This is a genomic window from Mucilaginibacter sp. P5_A4, from assembly GCF_056400605.1.
Window position 1 is genome coordinate 154,467 of the sequence record NZ_JBFUKX010000007.1, and the last position, 14,788, is coordinate 169,254.

General features: G+C 40.1%; 13 protein-coding genes. 9 read left to right on the plus strand and 4 right to left on the minus strand.

From position 1 onward, the window contains the following. Positions 1 to 3: 3 nt before the first annotated feature. The 3 genes from AC1DQW_RS07045 to AC1DQW_RS07055 all read right to left on the minus strand — a co-directional run bounded on the left by AC1DQW_RS07045 (position 4) and on the right by AC1DQW_RS07055 (position 5,265). Complete coding sequence (locus tag AC1DQW_RS07045; RefSeq protein ID WP_477453445.1) at positions 4 to 1,173, minus strand: alginate lyase family protein; 1,170 nt, start codon at positions 1,171 to 1,173, stop codon at positions 4 to 6. 4 nt (positions 1,174 to 1,177) lie between these two features. Next, on the minus strand, positions 1,178 to 3,652 hold the full coding sequence (locus AC1DQW_RS07050) for a glycoside hydrolase family 2 TIM barrel-domain containing protein (RefSeq protein WP_477453446.1): 2,475 nt from the start codon (positions 3,650 to 3,652) through the stop codon (positions 1,178 to 1,180). A 578-nt stretch (positions 3,653 to 4,230) separates the two neighbouring features. Beyond that, a complete protein-coding gene (locus tag AC1DQW_RS07055; RefSeq protein ID WP_477419955.1) occupies positions 4,231 to 5,265 on the minus strand; it encodes a LacI family DNA-binding transcriptional regulator in 1,035 nt (344 codons plus the stop codon). A gap of 313 nt (positions 5,266 to 5,578) precedes the next feature. Between AC1DQW_RS07055 and AC1DQW_RS07060 the strand changes: the two genes are divergently transcribed. The 5 genes from AC1DQW_RS07060 to fbp all read left to right on the plus strand — a co-directional run bounded on the left by AC1DQW_RS07060 (position 5,579) and on the right by fbp (position 10,269). Beyond that, positions 5,579 to 6,202: a NanQ anomerase/TabA/YiaL family protein gene (locus tag AC1DQW_RS07060; protein ID WP_477453447.1), complete on the plus strand. Its 624-nt coding sequence runs from the start codon at positions 5,579 to 5,581 to the stop codon at positions 6,200 to 6,202. Positions 6,203 to 6,228: 26 nt separating this feature from the next. Next, positions 6,229 to 7,455 carry a glycoside hydrolase family 88 protein gene (locus AC1DQW_RS07065; protein ID WP_477453448.1) on the plus strand — a complete coding sequence of 409 codons (1,227 nt, stop codon included), beginning with the start codon at positions 6,229 to 6,231 and terminating at the stop codon, positions 7,453 to 7,455. Between the two features lie 4 nt (positions 7,456 to 7,459). Then, on the plus strand, positions 7,460 to 7,822 hold the full coding sequence (locus tag AC1DQW_RS07070) for a cupin domain-containing protein (RefSeq protein WP_477403333.1): 363 nt from the start codon (positions 7,460 to 7,462) through the stop codon (positions 7,820 to 7,822). A 42-nt stretch (positions 7,823 to 7,864) separates the two neighbouring features. Beyond that, a complete protein-coding gene (locus AC1DQW_RS07075) occupies positions 7,865 to 8,974 on the plus strand; it encodes an alginate lyase family protein (protein ID WP_477453449.1) in 1,110 nt (369 codons plus the stop codon). Positions 8,975 to 9,219: 245 nt separating this feature from the next. After that, positions 9,220 to 10,269, plus strand: coding sequence for a class 1 fructose-bisphosphatase (gene fbp / locus AC1DQW_RS07080; RefSeq protein WP_477453450.1), 1,050 nt, complete (start codon positions 9,220 to 9,222; stop codon positions 10,267 to 10,269). A gap of 16 nt (positions 10,270 to 10,285) precedes the next feature. Here fbp and AC1DQW_RS07085 read toward each other — a convergent pair whose 3' ends face one another. Continuing rightward, positions 10,286 to 11,158: a universal stress protein gene (locus AC1DQW_RS07085; protein ID WP_477453451.1), complete on the minus strand. Its 873-nt coding sequence runs from the start codon at positions 11,156 to 11,158 to the stop codon at positions 10,286 to 10,288. A 1,107-nt stretch (positions 11,159 to 12,265) separates the two neighbouring features. Between AC1DQW_RS07085 and AC1DQW_RS07090 the strand changes: the two genes are divergently transcribed. The 4 genes from AC1DQW_RS07090 to AC1DQW_RS07105 form a co-directional block, all read left to right on the plus strand. Next, a complete protein-coding gene (locus tag AC1DQW_RS07090) occupies positions 12,266 to 12,595 on the plus strand; it encodes a DUF7668 domain-containing protein (RefSeq protein ID WP_477453452.1) in 330 nt (109 codons plus the stop codon). Between the two features lie 524 nt (positions 12,596 to 13,119). After that, entirely contained in the window at positions 13,120 to 13,674 is a 555-nt protein-coding gene (locus AC1DQW_RS07095; RefSeq protein WP_477453453.1) for a hypothetical protein, read from the plus strand. A gap of 383 nt (positions 13,675 to 14,057) precedes the next feature. Then, entirely contained in the window at positions 14,058 to 14,330 is a 273-nt protein-coding gene (locus tag AC1DQW_RS07100) for a hypothetical protein (protein WP_477453454.1), read from the plus strand. 318 nt (positions 14,331 to 14,648) lie between these two features. After that, a partial coding sequence (locus tag AC1DQW_RS07105; RefSeq protein ID WP_477453457.1) for an immunity protein Imm33 domain-containing protein occupies positions 14,649 to 14,788 on the plus strand: 140 nt, incomplete at its 3' end.

Genomic DNA, 14,788 nt, shown 5'->3' on the forward strand with positions numbered 1-14,788 from the left:
GATTTAATCAATCCATATCAGCGGATGCCTTACCGGCAAATTCCTGATCACTTCTTCTACTTTAGGGTCATGGTCCAAGCTTTTCCAGGTGTTAAGCCATTCCTTATTATTATAGGCAACGGCTCCAAAAAGAAGTGATGGCTGTGCTACAGGCCAGTTTTCCCAATACATTACATCATGTGCAAACGGCCATTTATTTTTGTCGGCAAGGTAAGGGTACAAATATGCTATACCCATTTTTACAGATCGGCCATCGGTTGTTTTATATTCCCATAAATTATTTTGTGGCGTGGATAATACCTGGCAAAGCGTTGTCAAAGCATCCAAATCAAATATGGAATAACCAAAGGGCTTGGTTCGCTTTAGCTCCAGGGGCAAGCTGCCATCAGCAGCCATCTGGTTGGGCAATAAAATAGTTTTGTAACGGTTAGTGCAAGTATCCATCAAAGCGGTATCATGTGTAAACCTGGCAAAGCAGGCAACCTGCATGGTCCAGCAGGTACCGTGGTTGTTTTTCGCTGCCTTTTCTTCCAACCCGTTTTTGCTGGTGGTTAGCCAGGTAAGGTATTGTGCAAACCAGTTGCGTATACCCTTTACTAATATTTTATCCATTTCGGGATCATTCTCCATAACCATTAAACCCTGCACCACCTCCATTAGCTGGATGGTATCAATAATACCAATACCCCTGCCGGTAGTGATACCTTTTAATGCCTGTGCATATTGCAAATTGGGGTTCATTAAGGTTTCGGGATTGATAAACCAGGCCCGCAGATGGATAATAGCCTGCTTAATATACTTTGTATTATGTGTAAGTTTATATGCCGAAGATAACGCACCTATAATACGGCTAAAGCGAATCATAGCTAAACGGTGCGCTACAAAATTATCGGGATTGGTGAGGCCATCTTTTTGAATGTAAGGGCGGTTTGGATTTTTAGGGTCGGGCCACCAGTAATCCCCTTCCGAATAAAAATCATGTTTAGCCCCGGCACTACGGGCACAGGTTTGTGCAGTAACGGTTACCGGCTGCTGCTGCATAGCCCAGGCTGCCTCTTTTAAAACATATGGGCGTAAGGTGCTTTCAACCTGTTGTTTAATATCGTTACCAGTTTTAAACCCGCAAAACAATAAGGTGATAAGGCATAACGGAGAAATAATTTTATAATTCATTATGCTACAGGTTTAAAAATTGGGCGGGTAAACCGGCAGATTGTACACCGATAACAGAACTACCAGCATTCAGTTTAACACTTATGATTGCCCTGCCGTTATAAGCCTGCACTTTACGCGAGCCTTTGGATGTACCCAGGTCATCAAGTAATGTGCCCTTGCCAGCCAGCGAAAAATTTATCCAGTTTGCGGCATCAAGGCATAGTATGCCATTTTTATCTACCAGGGTTGCCTGTACGGTAGCCACACCATCTTTATCGGCTATTTTGGTTAACAGCAACCTGGCCGGTTTATCCCATTTTTCGGTTTGATAATCCTGGCTTATGGTATCAGTTACTACGGCTTTTCCTTTATAGGCAACAACTTTAATATTGTTTTTCCCTTTATTGTAAACAACCATCCATCTTAAGCCCGCCGCCGGGAAATTTTGCGGATTGCGTTTTTTAATGCCATAGCTTTTCCCGTTTACAAACAACTCGGCCTTATCGGCATTAGCGTATACTTTTATCATTTTGGCCTCATTGGGTTCGCCCCACCTTACCGGCCAGCTGTGCCCGTAAATGTGCGCCATTAGTTTAGTGCTCCAATAAGATTGAATTACATAGTATGATTCCTTTTTTGTAAGATCGCGCTCAACCACCCCTTTTTGATTCACATAAGGCACAGGGTTTTCCGGGCGGATGGGGGTTGAGAAATCTTTGAAGGTCCAAAAAGCGGAGCCGGTTAACCATGGCATATTTTCCTGTTCCTTTAAATGCCAGTCGAACAGGTTACATATATAGCTTTCGCTCCAATCGCTGTTTTCTGATATGTGTGTAGTGCCGCCAAATAAAGTGGAATCAACTAAAAGCTTATTAATGCCCGTATCGGTAATTATTTTTTCCAGGGCCCTGTCAGGGTCTTCTGAGTGACGGTTTGCATGGCTATCGCCACCCCATTCGGCATGGATAAAATGAGGCACTTTTTCAAATTCATCCCGGGTGAATTTTTTATAGCTGGTATAAAATCCCCTGTACCACCCGGCCCATATCGTTGGGGAATATACATCGGGTATATCTTTACAAAAATCGCAACGGCGCAGCGTAGTTTTGCGGGATGGATCAAGCTGATGGGCCAGGTTGTTTTGTTCGCTCATGAATGCCCTTATCTTTTGCTTGTCAAATTCCTTGAAATCGCCGTCCCAATCGTTCTCGTTACCCAGGCCCCATAATATAATGGAAGGATGATTATAATGCTGCTGTATCATATTGGTAAGCATGCTGTGGGCCTGCGCTTTATAAGCATCGCCGCCTAAACCGCCACGGCACCAGGGCTCTTCTTCCCAAACCAAAATACCTAAACTATCGCACAGGTTTAAAATGGTACGCGATTGCTGGTAATGCCCCAGGCGAATAAAGTTGGCACCCATATCTTTTATCAGCTGCATTTCCTCGCGCATCATGCTATCTGTCATGGCTGCGGCAACACCGGCATGGTCTTCATGGCGGTGGGTTCCCCTAAGCAACAGGCGCTTGCCGTTAAGATAGAAAGGTCCGTGGTCTGCAAACAGGAAATTGCGAAACCCAACCTTGTCTGTTTGTTTATAGGTTTGTCCCCCGGCAATGCAGGTAACCTCAATGGTATACAAATAAGGGGCATCGGTGGTCCATAAATGAGGTTTACTGATGTTTATTTTCCCGACGGAACAGGTATTACCTTGCTGTAAATTATCAGCTGTATATTTTTTCCGCCCAACTACCTTGCCCAAGGCATCCTCAACCAGCAATTCACCGGTGACCGATCCTATACCTGTTGGGTTGTAAAAGCTTAAGTTGGTATTTAGCCAGCCGTTTGCAGCTTTTGCATCAACAACGGCGCTGGCAAATATTTTATCGATGCTTAAAACGGGCTGGTAAACCAGGTTAAGATGCCGGTATAATCCTCCGTATACACTAAAATCAGATAATTGCGAGGGGATGGTTTCCAGGTTACGTGAGTTATCGCAGCGAATTTCTACAGGGATTTTCCCTTTAAATTGTTTGGTGAAAATGGCAGTTTTTTTAAAGTCGGCAACAGCTTGTGTAATATCTACTGTCCACTCATCATAGCCTCCCAAATGCGAACCTACTTTTATATCGTAAACATACACATCTGTTTTTTGCCCTGCACCTTCAAAGTGTAGCAAGGTGCGTCCGTTTTGATAAGGGTTATCTATATTTAGGCGGGTGCGGTACCAGCCGGGGCCCTGGTAATAATTTCCATCCGGGTCAACGGCGTCGCGGTCATTAAAGCAGTGTGGAAGGGATACCGGTGTCCATATAGGCAGCGATTCGGGTTTTCCGGCTCCTACAGGCCTTACGGCTTCCCATATTCCACCCAGGTCTTTTTTCAAAAATTCCCAGTTATTGGTTAAACGGATCTTTTGCTGGCCAAAACAGATTGGAGTTAGCCCGATGCAGGAAATTAGTGTTAAGAATATTAACCTTTTTGTAAGTAGCATTTACTTTTTTGTTAGTAATTAACGGCCTTTAATTAGAAACCATTTATCAGCTTCAATTATTGATGTTAGATGTCTAAATTTGATTTATTAATATTTTTATACTTCTAATGAAGCACATCTCCACGCGTCATTGCGAGGCACGAAGCAATCCCCACCTTACAGGGTAGCTTTGCAAATCCGATCTGCATAGTCGGGGATTGCTTCGTTCCTCGCAATGACGGTCTGTTTCTTTATTTTTAGACAGCTTCTTAGATGATTGATACAGGCCGGGGCTATACCCACCAACGTCAATGATTGTATTTAATACAATTAAAAACACGAAGGGCATATCATTGAACAGCTTTCGTTTCATTTTTATTAAATATTTTACCAGGTATGCAGGATCTATAATTGGAATATGTTTTACTGCACCTATCAAAAATATCCCGATTACGACACCGTGCAGATGCTTTTGGCATATTTATTTACGACATCGTTTTCGTTAACCTAAAAAATAAGTCTAAAGTCCGGCTTATAACAAGAGGATACACTATCTCAATCTGGGAACACTAAGGGTATAAATAAACAGAAAACAGTTTCTACTTTTTTGGAGTGGTTGACTTACGTATAAATAGCTGGGTTGGCAAAACCAAAGTTTCAAACCGGGTGGCGGGTTTCTTGCTTAATATGAGATTTAGCAGCATTTCTGTCGCTTTTTGTCCCATTTCAAAAGCCGGTTGATAAATAGAGCTTAATGCAGGGTTTAACACTTCTGCCAGGGAGTTGTTGGTATAACCGATCAGGGCAATTTCTTCGGGGATCTTTATTTTAAATTTATTCAGCAGGTAAAGGGTAACGGTTGTGATCCTGTCGGATGTTGTGAAAATGGCATCCGGCTTTTCATTCAGCGAAAGCAATTCCTTCAGCGCATTCTCAATCTCGTTTATGTCCCTGCCGCCATCCGGGCAATGTTTAATGTAATTATCAGGTACTGTTATCCCGGCTTCGGCCAATGCATGATTGTAACCGGCAAGCCTTTCTTTTGTAATTGATATATTGGGCGGGCTTGTAATATGGGCTATCCGTTTATAACCCGAATCGAGGAGATGGCGGGTAGCATCATAGCCTCCTTTAAAATTATCGGCAATTACCTTGTGTGTATCTATTTCATCAGTAATGCGATCAAAAAAAACAATTGGTAAGCCCTGCTGATGCAGTTTTTGCAGGCACTCAAAATCCCTGGTTTCACTTGATAAGGAGATAAGCAAACCATCAATGGAGAGATGGGCAAGATGATTTATATTTTTTACCTCGAGGTCATATAATTCATGCGATTGCGTAATGATAACGTTATATCCCGTTTTGTGGGCAACGGATTCGACCCCATTAATCACCTGCGAGAAAAATTGATTTTCAAAAGTTGATACAACTATACCCAGTGACCTGCTATGGCCATGTTTTAAACTTTGGGCAAAAGGATTGGGCCGGTAATTATGTTTTTCTGCGTAATCGTTTACTCTCTTTTTTGTTTTCTCGCTGATTTCGTAGTTATCCCTTAATGCTTTTGAAACCGTGGATATAGACAGATTAAGTTCCCGGGCAATGTCTTTTATTGTAATAGCGTTGAAATTCATAACTGTTAACTCGAAGCAATTTCGACCGGATTATGCGGGCAGTTCCACAATATAAAAAATCTTAAATAACATTAGCAATTTAATTGCAGCTACGGCTTAATCAGCTTAAATGTACACGTAAACCAAAACACAAATAGTGCTTATAAGGTTGCAATCAGCCTTATAAATCTGCCTGCCATAACTATAACGTTTGCGTAGAATTAATACCCGTTTGCGATGCAATTTAAGGGAATACATTGTAATATTGATTTATCATGGTACTGTTTTACCAATTACGGTTTCCATTAACTAATAAATCAAGCCAAATAAAACTATGAAAATTAAACCCGTACATCAGCTGATCTTAGCAATAATTAGTTTGGTAACCATGGAAAACACCGTGACCGCACAACAAATTAAGAATGATAGCATCAACCCAAAAACCGCCGAAAAATGGCTGAAAAGCAAAGACTGGAGCAACCATATCAGGTTGAATGTGTATCCATCGGTTAATGCGGTTGAGTTTTATAAACAATACCATGCCAATAAAGCGGTTTGGGATAAGGTATTCCTGTTTATAAAAGAGCAAAACTTAGATACGCTTAGTGTAGGTAAACATCCCATTGATGGAGAAAACGCCTATGCCAGTATTACTGAAAGCCCATCAAAAGACCTGGAAAAAACAAGTTGGGAATCGCATAAAAAATATATAGACCTGCAATATGTAATAAAAGGCAAAGAACAAATAGGCGTGGCTGCTGTAAGCAGTGCAACTGTTACAAAACCTTATAATGAAGCAAAAGATGGAGCCGCTTACACTGCCGAGGGCACTTACTATACTGCAGAACCCGGAACCTTTTACCTGTTTTTTCCGCAGGACGCACACCGACCTACCATCAAGGTACCCGGCTATGACATTGTAAAGAAACTGGTGATCAAAATTAAGGTAGCCAATTAACGCTGGCATTTTTTTTAAAATATTCTATGAAAATTAAACACTTACTGCCACTGATTTTATTTAACGGAATAACGCTCAGTCTTTTTGCGCAAAATAATGCTGATAAAGCCTTCGTTTTTGCCCAGCATCAAACCAAATTGTTGCTTAATGAAACTTATAAGGCAAAAAAAGCAGCAACCAATCCCAACCTGTTATCTCCGCGCGCACTAAATGTTACCGGCGATTTGGTTATTGTACCTACTAAAGATTGGTGCAGCGGTTTTTTTGCCGGGAATCTTTGGTTCCTGTATGAATATACCGGCGATAAGTTCTGGAAAGAACAATCCATACCCTATACCACTGCTATGGAGACCGAAAAAACCAACGGTGTAACACATGACATGGGCTTTAAAGTTTATAACAGCGTTGGTAATGCCTATCGCCTTACGCACGATGCTGAATATAAAGAGGTGATCATCCAATCGGCCAAAACGTTAATAACCCGTTTTAACCCTGTTGTAGGCTGCCTCAAATCATGGGATAACCGTAAAGACTGGCAGTTTCCCGTGATCATAGATAATATGATGAACCTCGAATTGCTGTTTGAAGCCACCAAATTAAGCGGTGATTCCAGTTTTTACAAAGTGGCCGTGGCACACGCTAATACAACCATGAAAAATCATTTCAGGCCCAATTATAGCTCTTACCACGTAATTGACTATGGCCCGCAGACTGGTAAAGTACTGCATAAACAAACCCACCAGGGCTTCGCCGATAGTTCTTCCTGGGCCCGGGGACAAGCCTGGGGATTATATGGTTATACCATGTGCTACAGGGAAACCGGTAATAAAATATACCTGCAACAAGCCGAAAAAATTGCCAAATATATTTTTAGTAATCCTGCCATGCCTGCCGACCTGGTTCCTTACTGGGATTACGATGCTGCCAAACTACCTAGTCAGCCCCGTGATGCGTCGGCGGCGGCAATTGCGGCATCGGCTCTTTACGAGCTGAGCACTTATAGTAAAAATGCCAGGGTATACAAAACAACCGCCGATAAGATATTGAACAGCCTGAACAAAAATTACCAGGCACAGCCTGATAGTGCCAAAGGCTTTTTGCTGTTACACAGCACTGGGCATAAACCCGCCCAAGGCGAGATAGATGTACCAATTATTTATGCTGATTACTATTACCTTGAAGCTTTGCTGCGACAAAAACGTTTGGCCAACAAAAAAAATGTTATCAATGCGGCCGGCAGCTTAAAAAACTAATAATATGATACAAAGCAATTTATTTCTGTACGAACATAATACTACCTGGGAAATAACGGGCGACGGCGTTCAGCGCCAGGTTTTAGGGTTTGATGATAAGCTAATGCTGGTAAAAGTAAAATTTAACAAAGGCAGCTGCGGCACTTTACATAGCCATGCACATTCGCAGGTGAGTTATGTGGAAAGTGGCGTTTTTGAAATGACCATGGGCGATACCAAAAAAATCATTAGCAAAGGCGATGGTTATTATGTACCGCCTTATACCATACATGGTTGCGTTTGCTTGGAAGAAGGTATGCTGGTTGATGCTTTTAGCCCGGCGCGATGGGATTTCACCAGGATTGATGGCGAAAAGTATGCTTTATAAACTACCTGCATTATTAGGCAGTTAAAATTGGAAACTAAAAAAATGAAGAAGAAAATAATATGCGGGTTGGGTTTGTTAGCTATGATTTTGCCAGCTAAAGCGCAATTGGTAAGCCTTAATAACAAGGAGGTTGTTGCAATGCGTAAGGCTATACATCTTGATGAAAAGGAATCGTTAAGTTACAAAAAAGCCTTTGATCCTTATTTAATGACCGCGAAACAGGCACTTAGCCAATCGCCAAATCCTATAAAGGAAATATTATCACAGGGATTATTGGAAGGCGATCCTAAAAAAACAGCAAGCTTAAAGGCTGTTGAGGATGCTTATAAAGTATACGCGCTGGCACTTGCTTATAAGTACGATAGTAACAAAACCAACTTGGATAAAGCCACTGAATACCTGCTGGCCTGGGCAAAAACCAACGTTGCCACCGGCGACCCGATCAATGAAACCAAGCTGGAAGATATGGTTACCGGCTATGACCTGGTCCGGAATGATGTGCAATTAGCCAACAGGGTAATAATTGATCAATGGCTGCAAAGTATTGCCGATGCTGAGGTAAACAGCCCATCGGCAAAGCCAGGCAAAAGCACAGCCATAAACAACTGGAATTCGCACCGGATCAAAATGATCACGCTTATAGCCTATTCCTTGCATGATCATAAGTATGATGATCTTATTATAACTGAGCTGGAAAAACAACTTGCTGTTAATTTAAATCCCGACGGCACCACTCATGATCTTGAACAAAGGGATGCTTTTCATTATCATATTTATGACCTTGAACCACTCCTATCAACCTGCATTGCCATTTACAGGAATACCGGCAAAAATTATTTTGTTTATCAAACTCCAAATGGAGCCTCCATCAAAAAATCGGTTGATTACATGGTACCTTTTATGACTGGTGAAAAAACACATCCCGAATTTGTAAACAGCAAGGTTGCATTCGACCAGAAGCGTGCAAAAAATAACGAGAAAGGTTATGCGCCCGGTACACTGTTTAACCCACAAAGCGGCTTACAGGTATTTGCTTTAGCTTCATTTTTTGACCGAAGCTACTTAACAGTTATATCAGGCACATCAAAAAACGGAAGCCAATTCTTTAACTGGCAGATGGCTATTAATGATTTTACAAGAGATAATAAATAATGAGCCCGGAGTACCAATATACATCACTAACCAAATACAGGAGAACGATATCGTTGTAGTAAATATCTTGATGAATTCCTGTAAGAATTGCCATCAATAGCGGTATATTTAAATATTTCAGGCTGTAAAAGATGCAGGTTGACTTCCGCTTCATAAATTATAATTAGTCAATCTTTTTGGTAATCTCTATAATGCCGTAAAGCAGTTTTATAAAAGTTGAGGAGAAACAGTTTTAGATAAGAATTATGAGTATTGTTAAAACATTAGGCCAGTTTATTATTGAAAGGCAACAGGATTTTCCATTTGCTAAAGGAGAATTGTCAAGACTGCTCCGGGATTTAGCGATCGCAGCAAAGATTGTTAACAGGGCAATTAATAAAGCAGGTCTTATTGATATTTTAGGGGAAGCCGGCTCTGTCAATGTGCAGGGTGAAAATCAAAAGAAATTAGACCTTTATGCCAATGAGCAATTTATTGCGGCCCTGCAGTGCGGAGGCGAGTGCTGCATCGTTATTTCGGAAGAAAATGACGAATACATTTACATTGATTCTGAAGTATCAAAGGATGCAAAATATATAGTAGCGCTTGATCCTTTAGATGGATCCTCCAATATTGATGTCAACGTAGGCATTGGTACAATTTTTTCCATCTACCGGCGCAAATCGTTAACCGGGGCCGCTACACTTGATGATACGCTTCAGAAAGGAACCGAACAGGTAGCCGCAGGCTATATTATTTACGGTTCTTCCACGATGCTTGTTTATACTACAGGGAAGGGGGTAAATGGCTTTACGCTCGACCCTTCCATAGGAGAGTTTTGTTTATCTCATCCCGATCTGCGGGTACCGGATACAGGCAATATCTATTCTATAAATGAAGGAAATTATAATTATTTCCCCGATGGAGTGAAAAAGTATATAAAATATTGCCAGGTAGAAGATAAAGAAACAAACAGGCCGTATACTTCAAGATATACAGGATCAATGGTAGCTGATTTACACCGGACTTTGATTAAAGGTGGTGTTTTTATTTATCCCCCCACTTCAGGAGCACATAAAGGTAAACTGAGATTGGTGTATGAATGTAATCCCATGGCATTTATTGTTGAACAGGCAGGCGGACGGGCATCCAATGGATACAAAAGAATACTTGATGTTGAAGTAGAAGAACTTCACCAGCGATCGGCAATTTTTATTGGCTCGGCAGATATGGTTAAGAAAGCAGAAGAGTTTATGCTTTCTTTTTCGCCCCAGGTTTTTAAAAAGTCATACGAAGGGAATGTTGCCATCCAATAATTTTTGTTGACGGATATTAGTTTTCTAAATCCATTTTTGCCGGGAATACCAGCAACGGGATCTTCTGCTTGTCGAGCGCTTTATAGGCAAGGCTTAGTTTAAGCATCCGTGAAAAAAACGAGCGCGGATGATGAATAATGGCAAGAGCATCCGCGTTATCCTCTTCGCACAAACGATTGAGCCTTTGAATCACCTCTTTCCCCCTAACGTCTTTAAAAGCAATATGCGGATACTTTAAACCGGCTACCTGCTCCATAAAATCAATCTCCTTTTCTGTTTTTAACGTGCCGGTTTCCTCCGATGGCATAATATGTACCAGCTCAAATTTTGTGTTGAATATTTGACCAAGCCTAATGAGGTAGCGCAGGCTTTTGAGATCCTCCTGGCTAAAGTTGGTTGCCACTATAACATTATTAAGCTTTGTTAATTCGGTTTCTGTCCGTAAGATCAAAACAGGACGGCTGGCATGCTCAATTACAGAATAGGTATCACTCCCATAAAAGATATGCTCAAACGAGTTATCAGACCGGGAACCCATCACAATCAACTCAATATCATACCGTTTATCAATTTCTTTTACCAGCTCTCCCAAATTCCCTTCCCCGCATAAGTTGCTGATGGCCGGTTTAAATTCTTCCTGAGGGATCTCACTGACAACTGATTCGAGGTGATTTTGAAAATCAGCAATATGATTTTTACTCTGATTTTCCCAGTAAGAAGTATCTTCTCCTCCCCATGGCGTACTGGTATAATAATTGGTTACCGGAATAGTTTGGTAAGCATTAAATAACAAAACATTAGCCTGAAGCTTGCCGGCAAGTTTCACAGCTGACTGAGCTGCATGAGCAGCATTATCTGAAAAATCGGTGAGAACAAGTATAGTTTTCATTACTATTGAATTAATATAAATGAGTAATAAACTGGCAAGATTCAATGCGGGTGTTTACCGGGAATTGATAAACAAATATCCCCATTTTTTAAACTAAAAAAAATGACTATGATCAGTTATTCCCTTGAAAAACTGTGTGTTTTGGAACAGGTAAAATACAGCAAACACCCTGCCAAACATCAAATAATCCATCACTTTAACTATCTCAAATATAAACACTGACAAAGTAGCGTCACCACCCGTAATTCTACCATACAATAGTATGGTCTGGCATTTGCAAGTACCGGCCCGGACACCTGTTTTTTAAAAATGCGAACCTCTGTTTAAGTCAAAAATTTGGTGGGATTTTGGCCTGCGGTTAAGCCAACCTGCATCCGGGAAAATATGTTTAGTTAAGTTCAAAAAAATGGACAATAATTGATATAAAGAATAGAAATAGTTTAAAAAAATCGAGAAAAATATACAAATATTATATGATGCATTTTTTTAACCGGATTAACACCCTTGCCTGCTTCCCGGTCGCGCTTTTGACCCCAAAAGAGGATTAAATATCTACTGACAAAGTAGTGCCACCATAGGTATGGCAGGGGCTGTGTAACTTTGTATGTATCCCGGTTGTAGGGACCACTGATCATAAAATTTTGAACTACAGGATTAATATGCAAATCCCTGATGTTAGTTTCATTTTGTATTTTTAACGTATGAGCCGCAATTATAAATTCACAAATCCGGAAGGATTATATTTTGTAAGTTTTGCAACCGTTTTTTGGATAGATGTTTTTGTAAGGCTGCAATATTTTGATTGCCTGACATAGTGCCCCCGTAAAAGCATGGCGCATACTTAGCATGCGGGGTCACAAGGCAAGAGCCTTGCGACAGCGGGGGAAGACAAGACATAATGCCGCCACGGTAACCCAAAGGGTAAGTATTGGACTTCGTAGACGGACTTATGCAAGAGAAAGAGTAATAGCTTACAAAGCATTAAAAAAAGCGAGATATTCAGGAAGCTGCAGCAAAGCGTATTGTAAGACAAGCGGACGGATATTTTCATTCGATAGGCGTAAACATGAATACAATAACACGAATTCCTGGAAGATAACAAGTATTATGACTATAAACGACATCCAAAATACCATTAAAAGCGTAGTCGCTGATTTAGTTGATGAAAATTATGAAAAAGTATACAATAATGACTACAATAAGTTAGGGAGTTTAGAAGAACTTAAAGAAGCAGTTGAAGATTATCCAGGCCATATAACACCACTTCCTGATTCAGCATTTGATTTAATGAGGGTTTACAAGCGGTCTGAAGACGAATATGATATAGATTGTGTATTATGGTATGATAACCAAAGAAGCGATTATACATTAGTGTGTAACATTAAGATTATTAATGGCAAGATTCGTTATCATTTAAGAGATTTACTTGTACAATAAATAAAATAAGATGAACTACTGTTTATTTTCTTCATGTTAGTGACGTCAAATTGGCGTGATCAAACCCCGGCTATCTATAAAGACTCAATGCATGTTTGCATGCTACAACAGTCAAATTTAATGGGGCAGGCCTTTATAAAAGGCGACTATCAAACTTTTGCGAGGTACACTTACTCAAGCTGTTGCAAGGGCTTTTTGATCCAAAGCTGCCGCAAGGCTCCAGCCTTGTGGCCCGCATGCAAGGTATTGAATATGCAAATCCCGGATGTACGTTTCATCCGGGATTTTGTATTTTTAACGCATGTGCCACAATTGTAAATTCAGAAATCCGGAAGGATTATATTTTGTAAGTTTTGCAACCGTTTTTTAGATAGATGTTTTTGTAAGGATGCAATATTTTGATTGCTTAACGTAGTGCTGTCCTAAAGCATGGCGCATACTTAGCATGCGGGTCACAAGGCTGGAGCCTTGGGCAAAGAGCGATAGATTTTTTTAAATAGCATTCACTTTAATTTTATATAGATATGATTTTAGGTTATGTATTATCTCCCCCAGACAATGGAGAGTATATGTTTTATAAACTTGAGATAGATGAATGCACAAAATATAGGAACATCTATGATACGGATAAAATAGATCCTGAATTTAAAGTATCTAAAAAAAAGGATATTACAGAAACATATGATGGCTATAAAATTGTGTCCGATAGGTTCAAGCTTTTTTGTGAGACTGAAGGGTATGAGRATCTTGAATTTATCAGTTTATCTACCCCTGGATTTTATTGGTTTAAAATTGATAATATTATTAATTATGATGGCAAGGCAAGGGGCACCCAATTTATTAACTACAGCGAGCATTGTAATGGATATGAGGAAATTATAGGGGCAACCCCAGCTTGTTTAAAAAACAAATCAATAATACCTGATAATTTTTTTAGAACGGATATATGTTTTGGAAGCTATCATAGAAAATCTCCTTTGTACATTATAGGACAGGAAACAAAAAATAAACTTAAAGCGGCGGGGTTTAAAGAAATTTATTTTGAAAAAATATTGGATAGGTATGACTGGGAGAAATGACCTGTCATACAAGATAAAACGTGGCTCATCAAATTGCCTCCTCGCTAGTGCCGCGTTTCCTTGGCTGGCGCACGTGTGGCTGACATAATAGTGTCCTAAATGCATGGCGCATACTTAGCATGAGGATGAGGGTCACAAGGCTGGAGCCTTGCAGCAGGGCAACTTAAAGCCGCTAAGGAATTAAACACGAAACAAAATAGTGGAGTTTTAAGAAGTGACGTAGATGGTCAACTAATGAATCCATCTAAACAATCCCGACGGGGGGGGGGTAAAAGCAGACATGAATCAGGTCGAAGGAGATCATAAACTGGCTAAAGTAAAAGATGGAACAAACAGTAACACTAATTTGCAGTTAACAACAAAAAAACAAAATCTAAAAAAACGTGGTAACTAAAGAAGGTTTAAAAAAAGCTGTATTTACCTTGAAATCGGTAATTAATAATGAAAAAGCCATTTTATATGTAGTGCATGACGAAGAGGATGAATGGCAGTTTCTCAGCAATGAAATAGTGTCAGTTGAGGACATGATAATGGTGACTGTAGGGCAAATAGTTAAACAAGATGAAACTATTCAACAGATTTTGAACCTAAAAAAGGGAAACGAAGCAATTCGGCAAAATCAAAATTCGAAATGGATTGTAACAAAGTCAAATTAATGTGTCATTTTAAAAAAGTTGATTAATTGATAATCCTGTTACACGTTTACAATATTGTTATGCACTATGCAACCCCTCTTTAGCTGCAGTAAGGGCTTTTGGTTACTACCGCAGGCCTCTTCGCCTTGTGGTTCGCATGCTAAGTATTGAATATGCAAATGTAACGTTAAGGATCGACGTGAATACGGGCTTGGTCTAATGCAACAGTAAAGTAGATAAGAGAAAAATGAGGATTGTAAGTTCTGTACAATCAATGTTCAACGTGTTCAGCTACACAAGGCGCAGAAATGGCAAATACTCTAAAATACAAAACACTACGTGGATTACAATAAAGAACAAAAAATAGTATGTGAGCAGTATGCCTCACCTTTCTATGAATCCCCTTCATTTCTTAAAGTAGGAATTTCCGTAAATGTAAAAAAAGGAATTTGGCCAATAAATGGGCTTAGGCATCCTTT

What these genes read in the sequence shown, in the direction of transcription:
- AC1DQW_RS07045 (WP_477453445.1), bottom strand. Translation starts at nt 1,173, where the DNA reads ATGAATTATAAAATTATTTCTCCGTTATGCCTTATCACCTTATTGTTT.
- AC1DQW_RS07050 (WP_477453446.1), bottom strand. Translation starts at nt 3,652, where the DNA reads ATGCTACTTACAAAAAGGTTAATATTCTTAACACTAATTTCCTGCATC.
- AC1DQW_RS07055 (WP_477419955.1), bottom strand. Translation starts at nt 5,265, where the DNA reads ATGAATTTCAACGCTATTACAATAAAAGACATTGCCCGGGAACTTAAT.
- AC1DQW_RS07060 (WP_477453447.1), top strand. Translation starts at nt 5,579, where the DNA reads ATGAAAATTAAACCCGTACATCAGCTGATCTTAGCAATAATTAGTTTG.
- AC1DQW_RS07065 (WP_477453448.1), top strand. Translation starts at nt 6,229, where the DNA reads ATGAAAATTAAACACTTACTGCCACTGATTTTATTTAACGGAATAACG.
- AC1DQW_RS07070 (WP_477403333.1), top strand. Translation starts at nt 7,460, where the DNA reads ATGATACAAAGCAATTTATTTCTGTACGAACATAATACTACCTGGGAA.
- AC1DQW_RS07075 (WP_477453449.1), top strand. Translation starts at nt 7,865, where the DNA reads ATGAAGAAGAAAATAATATGCGGGTTGGGTTTGTTAGCTATGATTTTG.
- fbp (WP_477453450.1), top strand. Translation starts at nt 9,220, where the DNA reads ATGAGTATTGTTAAAACATTAGGCCAGTTTATTATTGAAAGGCAACAG.
- AC1DQW_RS07085 (WP_477453451.1), bottom strand. Translation starts at nt 11,158, where the DNA reads ATGAAAACTATACTTGTTCTCACCGATTTTTCAGATAATGCTGCTCAT.
- AC1DQW_RS07090 (WP_477453452.1), top strand. Translation starts at nt 12,266, where the DNA reads ATGACTATAAACGACATCCAAAATACCATTAAAAGCGTAGTCGCTGAT.